17 protein-coding genes are annotated in these 15234 nt (G+C 64.2%); 8 read left to right on the top strand and 9 right to left on the bottom strand.

Annotated features, from left to right (window positions below; genetic code table 11):
* The first annotated feature begins 42 nt into the window (after nt 1-42).
* The 3 genes from IU514_RS15605 to IU514_RS15595 all read left to right on the top strand — a co-directional run bounded on the left by IU514_RS15605 (nt 43) and on the right by IU514_RS15595 (nt 2396).
* Complete coding sequence (locus IU514_RS15605; RefSeq protein ID WP_228760787.1) at nt 43-1368, top strand: acetate kinase; 1326 nt, start codon at nt 43-45, stop codon at nt 1366-1368.
* A gap of 187 nt (nt 1369-1555) precedes the next feature.
* A complete protein-coding gene (locus tag IU514_RS15600; protein WP_194932072.1) occupies nt 1556-2092 on the top strand; it encodes a DUF4136 domain-containing protein in 537 nt (178 codons plus the stop codon).
* A 94-nt stretch (nt 2093-2186) separates the two neighbouring features.
* Nucleotides 2187-2396, top strand: a complete 210-nt coding sequence (locus IU514_RS15595; RefSeq protein ID WP_194932071.1) for a dodecin — start codon at nt 2187-2189, stop codon at nt 2394-2396.
* A 9-nt stretch (nt 2397-2405) separates the two neighbouring features.
* Here IU514_RS15595 and IU514_RS15590 read toward each other — a convergent pair whose 3' ends face one another.
* Genes IU514_RS15590 through IU514_RS15580 form a run of 3 tightly spaced genes read right to left on the bottom strand, consistent with a single transcriptional unit; the run spans nt 2406 to nt 3857 of the window.
* The gene (locus tag IU514_RS15590; RefSeq protein WP_194932070.1) at nt 2406-3113 is read right to left on the bottom strand and encodes an aquaporin; all 708 of its coding nucleotides are present in this window, start codon (nt 3111-3113) and stop codon (nt 2406-2408) included.
* A complete protein-coding gene (locus IU514_RS15585; protein ID WP_194932069.1) occupies nt 3113-3496 on the bottom strand; it encodes an arsenate reductase ArsC in 384 nt (127 codons plus the stop codon). The genes IU514_RS15590 and IU514_RS15585 overlap by 1 nt, the downstream gene beginning before the upstream one ends.
* A 28-nt stretch (nt 3497-3524) precedes the next feature.
* Nucleotides 3525-3857 carry an ArsR/SmtB family transcription factor gene (locus IU514_RS15580; protein ID WP_194932068.1) on the bottom strand — a complete coding sequence of 111 codons (333 nt, stop codon included), beginning with the start codon at nt 3855-3857 and terminating at the stop codon, nt 3525-3527.
* Nucleotides 3858-4167: 310 nt separating this feature from the next.
* Here IU514_RS15580 and IU514_RS15575 point away from each other — a divergent pair, with 310 nt between their 5' ends.
* The 3 genes from IU514_RS15575 (at nt 4168) to scpC (ending at nt 7257) form a co-directional block, all read left to right on the top strand.
* Nucleotides 4168-4572, top strand: a complete 405-nt coding sequence (locus IU514_RS15575; protein WP_194932067.1) for a hypothetical protein — start codon at nt 4168-4170, stop codon at nt 4570-4572.
* Between the two features lie 85 nt (nt 4573-4657).
* A complete protein-coding gene (gene adhP / locus IU514_RS15570) occupies nt 4658-5686 on the top strand; it encodes an alcohol dehydrogenase AdhP (RefSeq protein ID WP_194932066.1) in 1029 nt (342 codons plus the stop codon).
* A 47-nt stretch (nt 5687-5733) separates the two neighbouring features.
* A complete protein-coding gene (gene scpC, locus IU514_RS15565; protein WP_194932065.1) occupies nt 5734-7257 on the top strand; it encodes a succinyl-CoA:acetate CoA-transferase ScpC in 1524 nt (507 codons plus the stop codon).
* Between the two features lie 45 nt (nt 7258-7302).
* Here the strand turns inward: scpC and IU514_RS15560 are convergent, their stop codons facing one another.
* Nucleotides 7303-8076 (bottom strand): alpha/beta fold hydrolase, encoded by a 774-nt coding sequence (locus IU514_RS15560; RefSeq protein ID WP_194932064.1) that lies wholly within the window; start codon nt 8074-8076, stop codon nt 7303-7305.
* A 172-nt stretch (nt 8077-8248) separates the two neighbouring features.
* Here IU514_RS15560 and IU514_RS15555 point away from each other — a divergent pair, with 172 nt between their 5' ends.
* The gene (locus IU514_RS15555) at nt 8249-9721 is read left to right on the top strand and encodes an HD domain-containing phosphohydrolase (protein WP_194932063.1); all 1473 of its coding nucleotides are present in this window, start codon (nt 8249-8251) and stop codon (nt 9719-9721) included.
* A 180-nt stretch (nt 9722-9901) separates the two neighbouring features.
* Here IU514_RS15555 and IU514_RS15550 read toward each other — a convergent pair whose 3' ends face one another.
* The 4 genes from IU514_RS15550 to IU514_RS15535 all read right to left on the bottom strand — a co-directional run bounded on the left by IU514_RS15550 (nt 9902) and on the right by IU514_RS15535 (nt 12853).
* Nucleotides 9902-10639, bottom strand: coding sequence for an MgtC/SapB family protein (locus IU514_RS15550; RefSeq protein WP_194932062.1), 738 nt, complete (start codon nt 10637-10639; stop codon nt 9902-9904).
* Nucleotides 10640-10687: 48 nt separating this feature from the next.
* A complete protein-coding gene (locus tag IU514_RS15545; protein ID WP_194932061.1) occupies nt 10688-10867 on the bottom strand; it encodes a hypothetical protein in 180 nt (59 codons plus the stop codon).
* Nucleotides 10868-10986: 119 nt separating this feature from the next.
* A complete protein-coding gene (locus tag IU514_RS15540) occupies nt 10987-12237 on the bottom strand; it encodes a TetR/AcrR family transcriptional regulator C-terminal domain-containing protein (protein WP_194932060.1) in 1251 nt (416 codons plus the stop codon).
* On the bottom strand, nt 12230-12853 hold the full coding sequence (locus tag IU514_RS15535) for a TetR/AcrR family transcriptional regulator C-terminal domain-containing protein (RefSeq protein ID WP_194932059.1): 624 nt from the start codon (nt 12851-12853) through the stop codon (nt 12230-12232). The genes IU514_RS15540 and IU514_RS15535 overlap by 8 nt, the downstream gene beginning before the upstream one ends.
* Nucleotides 12854-13369: 516 nt before the next feature.
* Here IU514_RS15535 and IU514_RS15530 point away from each other — a divergent pair.
* The gene (locus IU514_RS15530; RefSeq protein WP_194932058.1) at nt 13370-14425 is read left to right on the top strand and encodes a lipid A deacylase LpxR family protein; all 1056 of its coding nucleotides are present in this window, start codon (nt 13370-13372) and stop codon (nt 14423-14425) included.
* 166 nt (nt 14426-14591) lie between these two features.
* On the opposite strand, the gene IU514_RS15525 is transcribed toward IU514_RS15530, so the two are convergent.
* Nucleotides 14592-15125, bottom strand: a complete 534-nt coding sequence (locus tag IU514_RS15525) for an Ohr family peroxiredoxin (protein WP_194932057.1) — start codon at nt 15123-15125, stop codon at nt 14592-14594.
* Nucleotides 15126-15234: the final 109 nt, after the last annotated feature.

Below are 15234 nucleotides of genomic sequence, written 5' to 3'. Positions count from 1 at the left end.
GCGCGTTCTCTTCACGAAGGACATCGCATGAAGACCTCGCCGATGACTCGTCCCCTGACTCTGGTTTCCTGCCTGTGGCTCGCCACGGCCGGGGTGGTCCACGCGCAGGAGCCGTCCTCGCCACCGCCGCCTTCGGCCAGCGGCGACCGGCTCGATGCCATGCAGCGCGAGATCAACGCACAGACGCGGCGCCTCGAGGAGCTGCGCCAGGCGCTGGCGCAGCAGGAACAGAGCGTGCAGCAGCTGCAGCAGGCACTGAACGATGAGCGCCTGGATGCCGAGCGTGGCGCGGGCGCGGCCCCCGTCGCGGTGGTGCCTGCGGTGGGCCAGCAGGGCTCGCCCGCGGTGGTACGCAACATCGCGCAGCAGGACAAGCCGCAACCCGTCGGCCAAGCGCCGGTGGAAGCCTCGCGTCCCCCTGAAGTCGCGCAGATCTTCGATCAGCCGGGCGTGCTGACGCCGAAAGGCAAGTTCATCCTCGAACCGTCGTTGCAATACGGCTATTCGTCGAACGACCGCGTCGCGCTGGTCGGCTTCACGATCATTCCAGCCCTGCTGATCGGCCTGATCGACGTGCGCCAGGTCAAGACCACGTCGGGCATCGCGACGATCACCGGCCGCTACGGCTTCACCAACCGCTTCGAACTCGAAGCGAAGGTGCCGTACGTTTATCTCAACGGCGATACCGTCAGCCGCGAGATCTTCACCGGCACCGCGGTCGACAACGTATTCACCGCCGACGGGCATGGCCTGGGCGACGTCGAGGCAACGGCCCGTTACCAGATCAACCGCGGCGGCCCTGACAAGGCGTTCTACATCGGCTGGCTGCGCTACAAGAGCCGCACCGGCAAGGACCTGTTCGAGGTCGTCACCGACTGCATCACGCGCTGCGTCGCCAACACGACCGGCACCGGACTTCCTGTGGAACTGCCGACCGGTACCGGTTTCGAATCGATGCAGACCGGCGTGACCTGGCTGTATCCGTCCGACCCGGTCGTGTTCTTCGGCAGCTTCAGCTATCTCTACAACTTCGAACGCGACAACGTCACGCGGACACTGGTCGACGGGGTGAAGGAATCGATCGGCGACGTGAAGGCGGGCGACATCTGGGGAATCAATCTCGGCCTTGGCCTGGCGCTCAACGAGAAGGCATCGATCAGCATCGGCTACGACCAGAGTGTCATCGCGCCGGCCGAACAGAACGGGCAGGACGCACCAGGCGCCGTGCGGCTCACGCTTGGCACGTTGTTGCTCGGCGGCACCTACCGCTTCAACGACAAGGTGTCGCTCAACGTAGCGGTGGGCGCCGGCCTGACTCGCGATACGCCGGACCTGACCCTGACGGCGCGCGTCCCGATCTCGTTCTGAGCGGTGCCGGGAACAAGGGGAATCCGCTCGCGGAAGACGGCGACTTGCTTCACGCGTGCTTCACGCCACCGGGGGCTATTTCGCCCTGCATTCCGCGTTATCCACTAGACCGCGAGTCAGGCGCGAACTGCGGCGGCAGGACCTGCGTCCCGCGCGAAATCCACCCACGACATTCCAGGGAGGCTCCATGAAATCTCTTGCTCTAGGCCTCGTACTCACGGCGGTGCTGGCCGGCTGCGCCAGTTCGCCGACGGTCAACACCGACCACGATCCGAGCGCGCAGTTCGGCAATTACCGCACCTACACCTGGTTGTCCAAGCCGGAAGGCGCATCGCCGCTGGCCCAGCAGCGCATCGTTGCGGCCATCGATGCGAAGTTGCAGTCCAAGGGCTGGACGCAGTCGCCGAACGCCGATGTCGGTGTCGCCGCACACGTGGCCACGCAACAGCAGCAGACCCTCGACACGTTTTACAGCGGTCCCGCCTGGGGCGGTTATCGCTGGGGCGGTGGCTGGGGCATGGGCAGCGCCACCACGACGGTGAGGACGTACAACGTCGGCACGCTGGTGGTCGACATGTTCGACACGAAGACCAAACAGGCGATCTGGCGTGGCACGGCCTCGGACACCATTCCGAGCTCGCAGGAGAAGATCAACGCCACGGTCCAGGCCGGGATCGACAAGATGTTCGCGGACTTCCCGCCGGGCAGCGCTCCAGCCAAGTAACCACTGACCAGATGCAACCAGAGGCCGGCGAGGGCAACCCGCCGGCCTTCCGATCAAACGCGCCGGCTGGCCCCAACACACGGAGATCAGGACCATGACCCATCACGTCTACAAAACGCTGGAACTCACCGGTTCATCGCCCACCGGCTGCGACGACGCCATTCGCACGGCGATCGAGCGCGCCTCCAAGACGGTCCGCGATATCCGCTGGTTCGAAGTGACGGGCACGCGCGGCCACGTCGAGAACGGGAAGGTCGCTCACTGGCAGGTCACCTTGAAGGTTGGATTCACCCTCGAGGAATAGGCACTGCCGCTAGGCAGGATCCTTCGCTGACACTGCAGGCGGTTCCTCGCCCGGTTGCGTGCGTGCATCCGGCGCGAGCAGCGTGGCGATCGCGTATCCGGCCAGCATGCCGAGCACTTGCGCCAGCACGAAACCCGGCACGTCGACAGGCCGTATGCCGGCGAAGGTCTGCGTCAGCGAGCGGGCCAGCGTGACTGCGGGATTGGCGAACGATGTGCTGGCGGTGAACCAGTACGCGGCGAAGATGTACGCGGCTACCAGTGCCGGCACCGCCGCCGGGCGATGGCGCATTCCCAGCAGGATCGTCAGCAGCAGTCCGAACGTGGCGACGGCCTCACTGAGCCATTGCGCCATGCCGGTGCGCGCGTGCGTGCCCGGCTGCAGCAGCGGCAGGTCGAACATCCCGTGCGCCAGCAACACGCCCGCGATCGCAGCCACTGCCTGGACCACGACATAGGCGATGGCTTCGCGCTTGCCGATCTCGCCACGCATGCGCATCGCCAGCGTCACGACGGGATTGAAATGCGCACCAGAGACGGGCCCGAACAACACGATCAGCACGTACAGCGCACCGGCGGTCGCGGCGGCATTGGCCAGCAACGCGATGCCGTCATTGCCGCCCGACAGCGCGACGCCCATGATTCCCGAGCCGACCACCGTGGCCAGCAGCAGGGCCGTGCCCACGAATTCGGCAAGCAGCCGGCGCGCCAACGGCATCACAGCGTCGCCAGCAACGCTTGCACCCGCGACGAGATCTCGTCGCGCACTGCGCGATAGCCATCGTCGTCCATGTCGCGGGGGTCGGGCAGGGCCCAATCCTCGCGGCGCTTCGCGGGCACCCACGGACAGTTGTCGCCGCAGCCCATCGTGATCACGGCATCGAACTCGCCGTCGACCTGGTCGAGCGACTTCGAACTGTGCGTGGTCAGGTCGTATCCCAGTTCCGACATGAATCGGATCGCCTTGGAGTTGATCCGGCCCGATGGCCGCGAACCGGCGCTGAGCGACTCGATGGCATCGCCACCGTGCATGCGCGCGAAGGCCTCCGCCATCTGGCTGCGGTTGGAGTTCTCCACGCAGACAAAAAGAACACGTTTCATCGTCATCCCGGATGGTGATTGCTTATCTTCAGGACGCCGCTTTGCGCGGCGTGCATGCGGCAGCGACGTCGCACGACGCCCCCTCGCAGCAGTTCTCGGTCAGGTAGGAGAGCAGGGCATTCATTTGCGCGTAGTTGGCGCGCACGCGGATCACGCGGCCCTCTCGCTGGTCGTGCACGAGGTCGGCGGCGCGCAACACGTTGAGGTGCGCGGTCAACGTCGCCGGCGGGATATCGAGGCGCTCGCGGAGTTCGCCGACCGCCAGTCCGTCGGGACCGGCCTGCACCAGGTGCCGGAACGCGCCCAGTCGGGATTCATGGCTCAAGGCGCTCAAGGCGTCGATTGCGGCTTTCGTTTCCATATTTCCAATATTGCAGAAATATCGGGTCGAATCAATCCCGAACACGCGCGGGGCAACCGCGTACCACTGACGGCGATCCGGGAACGGTGCTCATCACCTACAACGGCTAGTGTCATGACGCCCGCTGGCAATGCGATACCGCCTGGCATGGATGAGCAATCCATTGGCCGCACTACGCAGCCGACCTTCTGTAACCGACCCACCACCCGTGATTCCGACGCGGCGTTAACGCAGCGATGGATATACGGGGACAGCACCCGCTGCTCTCCCGAAGGGCGTCAGCGGCAGTCACTGGAATCAGGAGATGTCGATGAAATCGAACATTCGCACCTTGATGGCTTCGCTCGTGGTCGCATCCGTTTCCTTCATGGGCATCGCGATTGCGGCGGACCAATGGTTCGTGCTCGGCGAACAGACGCTGAAGGCCGCCGACCCGAGCACTGAAATCAAAAGCACCGGTGGCATGTGGGACAAGAACATCAAGCAGGTGAAGATCTCCGTAGAAGGCGCTGACGTGGAGGTCACGTCGCTCGTCCTGCACTGGGACAACCGCCGCGACGACACGAAGCGGAATGTCGGTGTCATCAAGGCCGGAGGACAAACGGCACCGGCGAATGCTCCGGGGATGAAGGCCCGCCTGCAGTCGGTGACCGTCCAATACAAGATCCTTGGCAAAGCGCAGTCGGCCCAGCTCAAGGTCTGGGGATACGACTGACCCGGGTTGCGCTCAAGGCAACGGCAGGCAAGGGGCCACGGAGTAGGGTGGCCGGTGCCGACCTTCCCCCGAAGGAGATCGAGCGATGGACAGAACCATGAAGGCCGCGGTGGTGCGTGCGTTCGGCCAGCCTCTGGCGATCGAGGAAGTTCCCGTGCCGCGGCCCGGACCCGGCGACGTATTGGTGAAGATCGAGGCCTGCGGCGTGTGCCACACCGACCTGCACGCGGCCGAGGGCGACTGGCCGGTGAAGCCGTCGCCGCCTTTCATCCCCGGCCACGAGGGCGTGGGCCACGTGGTCGCCGTCGGCACCAACGTCAGCCACGTCAAGGAAGGCGACCGCGTCGGCATTCCGTGGCTGTATTCGGCCTGTGGTTTCTGCGAACACTGCCTGGGGGGCTGGGAGACGTTGTGCGAGCAACAGCGCAACACCGGCTATTCGGTCAACGGCGGCTTTGCGCAGTACGTGTTAGCCAACGCCGGCTACGTTGGCCACCTGCCGAAGGACATTGGTTTTGTCGAGATCGCGCCGGTGCTGTGCGCCGGCGTCACTGTCTATAAAGGCCTGAAGATGACCGACACCCGCCCCGGCGACTGGGTGGTCATCTCCGGCATTGGCGGCCTGGGCCACATGGCGGTGCAGTATGCGAAGGCGATGGGGCTGAACGTGGCCGCGGTGGACGTGGATGACGACAAGCTCGACCTGGCGCGGCGCCTGGGCGCCACCGTCACGGTCAATGCACTCAACACCGATCCAGCCCAGTTCCTGAAGCAGGAGATCGGCGGTGCGCATGGCGCGCTGGTCACCGCGGTGTCGCCGAAAGCCTTCGAGCAGGCGCTGGGAATGTTGCGGCGTCGCGGCACGATGTCGCTGGTGGGCCTGCCGCCGGGCAGCTTCCCGCTGGACATCTTCGGCATGGTGCTCAACGGCATAACGGTGCGCGGCTCGATCGTCGGTACCCGTCTGGACTTGCAGGAATCGCTGGAGTTCGCCGCTCAGGGCAAGGTCGCCGCGACCGTTGCCGCCGACAAGCTGGAGAACATCAACGACATCTTCGACCGCATGCGCAAAGGCGAGATCGAAGGCCGCATCGTCCTCGACATGGCGGCCTAGGCCGGTCGCGGAAATACGCGAAGAAGCCAGGTAAAAATGAGGCGCGCATGAGCGAGCGTATCCGCAACGAAGCGCTGCGCGAGAAGCGCATGTCGGCAGAAGAGGCCGCCGCGTTGATCCGCCCTGGCATGACCGTGGCCATGAGCGGGTTCACGGGCGCCGGCTACCCGAAAGCCGTGCCGAAGGCGCTCGCTGCGCGCATCCAGCAGGCCAATGACTCGGGCGACGAGTTCCGCATCCGCGTCCTCACCGGCGCTTCCACCGCGCCAGAGCTCGATGGCGAGCTCGCGCGTGCGCGCGGAATCGAGCTTCGATTGCCATACCAGTCCGATCCCACGCTGCGAGCCCGGATCAACGAGGGCGAGCTTGAATACATCGACATGCACCTCAGCCATGTCGCCCAGCACACATGGTTCGGGTATTTCGGGAACATCGATATCGCGGTAGTCGAGGTGACCGATATCGACGAGGAGGGCCGCCTTGTGCCTTCCTCGTCGATCGGCAACAACAAGACCTGGCTCGAGCAGGCTGGGCAGGTCATCCTCGAGGTCAATCGATGGCAGCCCGCCGAACTGAAGGGCATGCACGATGTCTACTACGGCACCGCATTGCCGCCGAATCGAAAGCCGATCCCGCTGCTCCATCCGGATGATCGAATCGGCGAGCCCTACCTTCGATGTGATCCCGCCAAAGTGATCGCGGTGGTCGAGGTCGATGCCCCGGACCGGAACTCGCCCTTCGCGGCGCCGGACGCAGAATCGAAGCAGATCGCCGGACACCTGCTGGAGTTCCTGGCGCACGAGGTCAGACGCGGGCGTCTTGCGAAGAACCTGCTGCCGTTGCAGTCCGGCGTGGGCAACATCGCCAATGCCGTGCTCGACGGCCTGGGCGGGTCCGGCTACCGGGACCTGACCGCGTACACCGAGGTCATACAGGACGCGATGCTGAACCTGATCGGGACCGGCGTGCTGCGGATGGCATCGGCGACTTCATTCGCGCTGAGCCCCTCCGGCCTCAGCGAGTTCCTGTCCCGCGTCGAGTACTACCGCGAGCGGATCGTGCTGCGCCCGCAGGAGATATCCAATCATCCCGAGCTAATCCGGCGGTTGGGCTGCATCGCGATGAACGGCATGATCGAGGCCGACATCTACGGCAACGTCAACTCCACGCACGTGGCCGGCAGCCGCATCATGAACGGAATCGGTGGCAGCGGCGACTTCGCACGCAACGCCTACCTGTCGGTGTTCATGGCTCCGAGTACCGCAAAGGACGGCGCCATCTCGACCATCGTCCCCATGGCAAGCCATGTGGATCACACCGAACACGACGTCATGGTGGTTGTGACGGAGCAGGGGCTTGCCGACCTGCGGGGCCTGTCACCGAAGCAGCGAGCCCGGAGCATCATCGCGTCGTGTTCGCATCCCGCGTACCGCCCTGCGCTTCAGGACTACTTCGATCGCGCATGCCGGGAAAGCTATGGCAAACACACACCGCACCTGCTGGGCGAGGCACTGTCGTGGCACCAGCGCTTCATAGAGTCCGGGACGATGCGACCGCCCATCGCAACGTAGCGCCCCGCAAATGCGGGGCGCTGGGTCGGCTCGAAGCGCGGTGCTTTACTTCTTGCCCTGGGCCGCGCGTTCGATCAGCTGGGCGACGGCCTCAGGCTGGGACACGTAGATAGCGTGGCTGCCTGCCGCTTCGGCAACCGTCGCACCCGCACGCTTGGCCATCGACTGCTGAGCCGGTGGCGGGATCATGCGGTCGTCGGTGGCCACGAGGTACCAGCTCGGCTTCGACTTCCATGCCGGCACGGTGACCTTGCCTGCGAGGGCCTCGACGCCCCACGGCACCTGCGACGCAGCCATGAACTCTGCCTCTTCGGCCGGAAGGTCGCCTGCAAACGAAGCAGCGAACTTCGCGCGATCAAGCGCCAGGAACCCGTCCTGCGGCGGCAGGATCGGCGGCTGCGGTGCACCCGGCGGCGGATTGGCGATCAGCGTCTGCACCGACTCGCCGGCGTCAGGCGCGAAGGCGGCGATGTAGACCAGTCGCTCGACCTTCGGATCGGTGCCGGCTTCGGAGATCACCACGCCGCCGTAGGAATGTCCCACCAGCACGACCGGGCCATCCTGCTGGGCAATGACGCGCTTGGTGACGGCGACATCGTCCGCGAGCGAACTGGTGGGGTTCTGGACGATGCTGACGTTGTAACCGTCCTTCTTGAGGATGTTGTAGACCTTCTGCCAGCCCGACCCGTCGACGAAACCGCCGTGGACGAGCACGACGTTCTTGACGGGCTTCGAGGCCTGGGTGGGCTTGGCGGCATAAGCGGTGGAGGCCAGGGACAGGGCAGCAACCGCAGCGAGCGCTAGCGACTTCAGTTTCATGGGATTCTCCAGAGGAGCGGGTAGTGGGCGGGTCGGTCTTTCGGCGGAGGGCTGGCGATCCAGCCTTGTGGCGCAGATTGCCGTCGGGCCCTCGCGCGCACCATCGGTTGAATGACCGAGGCCCGAGCGGGAAGGGCGGGGATAGACTTCCCCTCCACCCCGTGCAGAGGTAATGAAGGCCGTGGACGATTCCTCCGTCCCCTTGCTGGACGTGATCCGGTCGCTGGCATTCGTCGGTGATCTCGCCATGGGGCAGCCCACCGATCACTCGCCACGCGCCGCCTGGATTACCGGGCAGCTTGCCCATGAATCGGGTGCAAGCAAGGCGGCGTGCTCACGCGCCATGGCGGTCGCGCTGTTGCGCTGGTCCGGCTGCACGGCGAACGCGCCGGAGTTCGCCCAGTTGTTCGGAGATGACGTGAGTGGACGCAAGGCACTGCTTGCCATGCAGTCCTCCGGGAGCAGCTTTCGTTCCGGCACCCGTAACAAGGGATCGGCGTTCCTTTCGCTGTCGCGCATCCACTGCGAAGTATCGGGCGACATCGCGGGGCAGCTGGGCCTCGACGACGACACCGAGTTTGCGTTGCGTCATCTGTTCGAAAGCCAAGACGGAACGGGCGCGCCGGATGGCCTGCGCGGCGACCAGGTTCCGATGGCCGTCTACATGGCCTCGTTGGCCGGCGACCTCGACATCTTCAACCGGCTCTATGGCTTCGATCAGGCGTGCCGTCTCATCGGCGAGCGTGCCGAGGTGCTGTATCCGCGCGAACTCGCCGATGTAGTGCTGGCGCACGCCCGGCAATGGCTCGCGGCGCTCGACAACGATCCGACGCTGAGTGGCGCTTGCTCACTGGACGCGAACTTTGCCGACCGCACGACGTCGCTGGAGATACTGGCAGACGTGATCGATCTCAAGTTGCCCTGGATGACCGGATACTCACGACAGGTTGCCCAACTGGCGCGCAATGCAGCGCGTCAGCTCGGCCTGGACGAAATGCGTCAGCAGCGGCTGTATCGCGCTGCGCTAATACACGGCATGGGGCGAGCGTCAGTGCCCAACATGGTCTGGGACACACCGGGCCGCCTCGCAGAATCGTCGTGGGAGCGCGTTCGCTTGGCGCCGTACTGGACTGGCCGGGCGGCGCGGCAGATCGGCTCGCTCGCCGGCGAGGCGGAAGTCGCGTCGTACGCGTACGAGCGGCCAGATGGCTCCGGCTACTTCCGCGAAGCGAAGGACGCCAACTTCCCCGTGGAGGGGCGCATCCTCGCCGCGGCAGCGGCGCTTGTAGCGCTGCGAGCCGCGCGCCCTTGGCGCGAGGCGTACTCTGAGGCTGCCGCAGGCGACATGCTCAAGGCTGAGGCCGCCGCGGGACGCTACGACCTCGACGCCGTTCGCGCCCTGGTCGACAAGCCGCGGTCGACGACTGCCAAGTCGTCGGCCACACCATCGGCCGGTCTGCTCTCGGAACGCGAGCGCGAGATCCTGCGCTGGATCAGCTTGGGCGCGAGCAACAAGCAAGTCGCGCAGAAGCTGTCCATCAGTCCCAGCACCGTGCGCACACATGTTGAGAGCGTATTCCGCAAGCTGGACTGCTCAACCCGTGCCGCCGCGACGCTGAAAGCCACTCAGCTGGGACTGCTGTAACAAGCTTTCATGCGATCGAAGCGGCGATTCTGGGAGCACGCGATGGCGAGTGGCCTAAACGAAGAAACCTCGAAGGCGTTGGTCGCGTCTACAACGAACTGCCTGCTGGTGTGACTGCCATGGGCATGGCCGGGAATCGATCAGCGAGCCAGCGCAAATCAAGCTCCGTAGGTTCTGTCCTCAGCTACGAACGGGCGTGATGCTGAATCTGGCGATGCCCACGGAAACAGAAAGTTCTTGGGCGAGCATCGCAGGGGACAGGGCCCTGGATCTTTCTATGGCTACGGCAGCAAAGCGCCACACGGGCTGGTTGTCGGCGAACGTGATGGACAGACTGTCGCGCAGGACCTGGTAGCCCCGCGCGTGGGCAAGCTTTGCCACTGCCTCCAGATCGGGCTTGAAGTCTTGGCGGAAGGTCACCGTGATGTCCAGCGTGGCGCGTCCCGGCAGGCGTGCTTCAAGGCGGTGCAGCAGCGACATGGAGAGCGCGCACAGCAGGGCGAGTAGAAGGGCGGCGGCATAGAAGCCGACACCGAGCAGTATGCCTACGGCAGAAACTGCCCAGATGGAAGCCGCTGTAGTCAGGCCCCGGATACTCAGGCCATCCTTCATGATCACGCCTGCGCAGAGAAAACCTATTCCGGTGACGATGCCCTGCACTACGCGCGTAGGGTCGACGGAGGCCGGAGCACCCGAACCCCCATACCACAACGGTGCATATCCCAAGAACACGATCAGGGCGGTGGATGCCATGCATACCAGGCCATAGGTGCGCATGCCGGCTGCCCGGCCTTGGTAGGAACGTTCGTAGCCCACGAGCATGCCCAGCAACAGCGCGCCGAGCAGGTTCAGGCCGATGAGGCCATTGGCGACGAGAAACTCGCCGCTCCAGTAGTGCTGCAAGGATTGGGACAACATCATCGGCATCCTCAAGAGATGCTGCTGCAGTACCGCAACACCGGGAGCTCAAGCCTCGGCCGGATAGTCCCAAACATCGGGCGGCAGCTTGTCCTTGAGGCGTTCATACATGGCGTCGCGGAACAGCTTCAGAGCCGGATACGGTCGTAGAGCAATAGTACGCTCCACAATCAGGCCCTGCTCGTCGTCCACGATCACCTCCAAGCTCTCGAACTTGTGGCCATCCATGGTCCCCACCCAGCGAAGGAACGTGGTGCGCTCATCGCATCGCTCTCAGCCCCGGAGGCTTGGCGCGGTGATGGGCCGCTCGCAAGCTGCCGTGATGGGCGGCAGCTTGCGAAGCGGGATCATCCCGGGGAGGAGCAAGAACTCGCTGCGCTACAGGACTCCCATGCCCGACGGATGCGTCCCGAGGCCTGCTCCCAGGTGAGTCCCGTGCAGGCTACATAGTCACTCCACACCGTCTCGGCCCAGTCCGCCACCGATTCCCAGTCGTCGCCGCGCACGATCTCACGAATCGACTCGCCGACTTCGCGGATCAGCCCTTGAGCGACGGGTGCTGCGTTGCCATCGGTGAGCGATCGACAACGCGTGGTGTTCTCCCTGGACGCGCCTGGCGGATGCGCGCCGCGCAGAAAGACGGCAACGGCGAACGTGACATGGTCGCGGACCTCCTTCGCGCAGGGTGCAGCGCGAAGGCCAAAGACAATCTCCATGTGAAAGTTGCCCTGCAGCATGGCCAGGAACCGACGCGCGGCGGTCCTGCAATCGTCGAAGCCGATCTCACCTCGTTGCCTTGCATCGAGCAAGATTTTCCGGATGCGCGCTGCGGCCCGCTCGGGACCGGATGCCCAGTAGGCAGCGACAGCGCGATCGAAGCGGACACATTCGGAGATTGCGGCCTTGTGCAGCCCGACGGCAGGGGGGGACACCATTGCCGTAACGAGGGCCGTCCCAAGCTCGAGCAGCACTTCCTCGAGCTGTTCATGGCGCCGTGCCGGGATCGCCTTCAGGGCAACGTTTTCGTGCTTGCCCACTTCCTCCAGGAGGTGAGTCTTCAGGAAGCAGGCCAAGTCCAACGCTTTGACGTCGGGTTCTGCCAGCAGCTTCCGGTATAGGCCGTTGGGTGTCCAGGTCCAATAGGACCGACCGAGCAGGAACGACACGAGCACGCTGCAGTTCGCCCAACCCCGGAACTGGCTGCCGCGCCCCGGAATCGACTCGCGCACCCTCAGGATGTCGCCCATGGCGCCCCATCGCAGGAATCTCACGGCTTCGTCCAGTGTCAGCACGCTCACCATCATTCGCGTCCACCAGGGTTCTACCAATAGCCATGTGCCATCGCCGAGCGGTCTCAGGGCGAACACATGTTTGTGCCTGGTATCGGCGAACCGGTGCCACCATTGATGTCGCAATCCCGGCACGAAACAGATGAGCCAGGTTGCGGGTGGAATCGACAATGGAGAGCCGTTGGCGTTTGTTTCGATCGTTTCTGTCCTCGGTGTGCAGGCGATAGGAACGGTCTTGCGCACGAATGGCCGGCCGATGGCGGACAGACCGGAATCGTCGGCGAATGTCCTGGCGAGGGACCTAAGCATCCTTCGTCTCCGCCTGAACACCTGAAAAGAACACCTCGACGAGCTTGCCGATTTCGTGATCGCTGGGGGCACCAGTTGTCGCTCCTGACATGTCCGAGAGGTCCCAATAGCTCCTCAGAAACGCCATGAAGTAGGTGGCAAGCAGAGAGCTGTCGACTCCCAGCCTGACGCCGGCCGACTGTGCTGATGCGAAAAAGCGGGCCAGTTCCCTGCGAACCAGCTCCGGTCCGTGCCTGTAGACCGCACCCTTGATCGCGGGCTCGTGGGTGGTATCGGCCACCAGGATCCGATAGAGACGCTTCACCCGCAGGCCAGAATATTCATGCGTCGCGCGTCGGGAGAATTCGACAAGCTGACGGATGAATGACGCTTCGGTCGGAGGCTCGGTGAGGGGCACCATGAGCCGCTGCGCGATGGTCTCCGCGACGGCGGATATGAGCGCCTCGTTGCTTCCGAGTTCGCGTTCGACTTCCTCCCGTGAAACAGAGGCGCTCGCAAGGAGTGCACCAATGCTTGTTGCGCCGTGGCTGTCCCGAAGCGCGTCTGCCACGTTTTGCACGATCTCATTCCGCCTGCTCACATGCTCCGGCGCTGTCGTGATGTTGTCTGTAGCCATCGCTCTGTTCAGCCGTTTCGACAGACCCGGATCCTAGGAGGTCGGGAGTGGCGGCTGTAGCCACAACGATGTGTGCAGGCTGTTGACTGAAATGCATCAGAGGGTGGATCCCGCGATGGCAACGACGGGATACCAATCAGCGAAACGCCGGTCTCTTCTATTGCGCGCCGGACAACACAATGCATCCCGCACTGGGGCTACCCATGGCACGAGGGTAAACCTAACCTGTCGCCTGTCCTCTCAGCCTTGAGCCTTGGATTCCGATGTTGACCTGGGTGATCAGGGCTGAGTAAAGCGTCAATGCTTCTTGTCCGCCGGAATAGGTACCGACGGGTGTCGTTCGTCGAGGCAGCTGTAAGTGAGTGCACTTGCCGTCGTGCACAGCCTCCTATGTCGGCTCAGCGTCCCCCTCCGCCTAACCGATCAGCACCTCGACGATACGGCGGGCAAGAAGCACCTATCCAAGACAGGTTTCGGCCGTAGCTCAAACAAGCCGGGACTTCATAGTCGGAACGTATGCATTCTGATCCCGTCGCCAAGTGGCTGCAGACAGCCGCTGCGCTCTCGCTTTGTCTTTTCTTACCTGCCCAGGCGCAAGGGCGCGAAGCGTGCACCAGCGGTCGCCCTCGTCCGATCATCAACCTTCGTGTCGACAATGACATGGCCGGCGGGCAGGACCAGGGCTATACCAATGGCGTGCAGCTGACGCTGGTATCGCCCAACCTGCGCGACTACACAGACGATCCTTGCATCCCGCGCCTCGCCAAGTTGGCGAACCGCTACCTGGGCGTGTTGCATCCGAAATCGTTCGACCAGCTCAACATGATCTCGACCTTAACGCATAGGATCTACACGCCGACCGACTTCAGTCGCAGCGAACTGATAGAAGATGACCGCCCGTATGCCGGCGTGTTGGTGATGGGATCTGGCTACAACGCACGCGAAGGCGACCAGCTGCGCACCACGCAGCTGCAGGTCGGCATCGTCGGGCCGGCGGCGATGGGCAAGCAAGCCCAGAACGGCGTGCATCAGCTCATTGGTGCAGACAAGTTCCGGGGCTGGGGCAACCAGCTGGAGAACGAGTTGGTCTTCCGCCTCGTCCACGAACGCATGCGCCGCTTCTCCACCGATAACGGCGTAGGAGGCTGGGGATGGGACACCATCGCCCACTACGGCGGTAGCTTTGGCAACCTGGCGACCTACCTCAATACCGGCGCGGAGTTCCGCTTCGGCGTGAACCTTCCGGACGACTTCGGAAGCACTCCGATGCGTCCAGCCGGCGAAAACACGGCACCGACGCGCGATGCGCGGAGTCAGTACGTACCCGGCGCGCATCTGTTCGTGACTTTTGATACGCGCTGGGTACTCCTGGACATCACCCTGGACGGAAATACCTGGCGTGACAGTCCCAGCGTCGACAAGCGCCACGTTGTCGCGAACCTCGGATACGGCGTGGTGCTAATGCGGCACCGATGGAAGTTCGCGCTAGCCCGATACCACGGCACGCGTGAGTTCGACGGGCAGCAGGAGACGCCAGTCTTTGGCAGCCTCACCGTCAGTCACGCGTTCTGAAGGCGATGGCGAACTGTGGGGTCGCCTCGGTTGCGGCCTCGGTGGTGCCCCTAAGCCACGCCGACGCGAGTAAGCCGCCCCGGGGAGGGATGCAACAGTCCTCTCGCTTCATGCATCGACGACGGAATGCCGTATGCGTGGATGGCTTGAAATAGGTGAGACGAGGTTAGGCGTGATCTTGTCCGAAGTGCGACGACCCCGCTTCCGATTCGGTCGTGACCGCCACCACGTGATCGATGCCATGTCGGAACATCTTCGCGAAGGGGCAGAAGCGCTCAGTGTTGCGCACCAGTTGCGCGGCAAGCGCGCGATCAAGACCGGGGAGGTTTGCCCGAATGTCGGCCGACAGCAGGTAGAGCCCATCAATCGGGTCGCGGGCGAGCGTCACCGCGGCATCGACGGTCAATTCCGTGAGCGCGACGCCGGCGCGGTTTGCCAGCAGCGACAAGGCGCCGTGGAAACAGGCGGCATAGCTGGCCGCGAGCAGTTGCTCCGGATTGGTGCCGCCGCCCGGGCCACCGAGTGCGCTGTGCAGGCGCAGGTTCAGGTCAAGCGCACCGTCATCCGACCTGACGAGACCGGAGAACCATCCGTGCCCAGCCTCGCCCGAGGTCACGCGAACGCGGCTGGTGAAGAGCGCTTGCGCTTCATCGCCGTAGTACTTGTCCAGGAGGTCCGTGGAGGAGGGCAGTGTGTTCATATGTGTCGTGGATCGTGGGTCAAGGTTGTCAGGTATCGCGCTGCTCAGGCGATGCGCGGCTGGCTGGGGTCCGCAGGCTCGGGCTACGCGCAGAGTCTGCGTTAACTCT

The sequence above is a fragment of the Lysobacter niastensis genome (genome assembly GCF_015453285.1).
GTDB lineage: Bacteria > Pseudomonadota > Gammaproteobacteria > Xanthomonadales > Xanthomonadaceae > Lysobacter_J > Lysobacter_J niastensis.
Note: the sequence above shows the minus strand (reverse complement) of the source record. Positions and strands in the feature narration are given on the sequence as shown.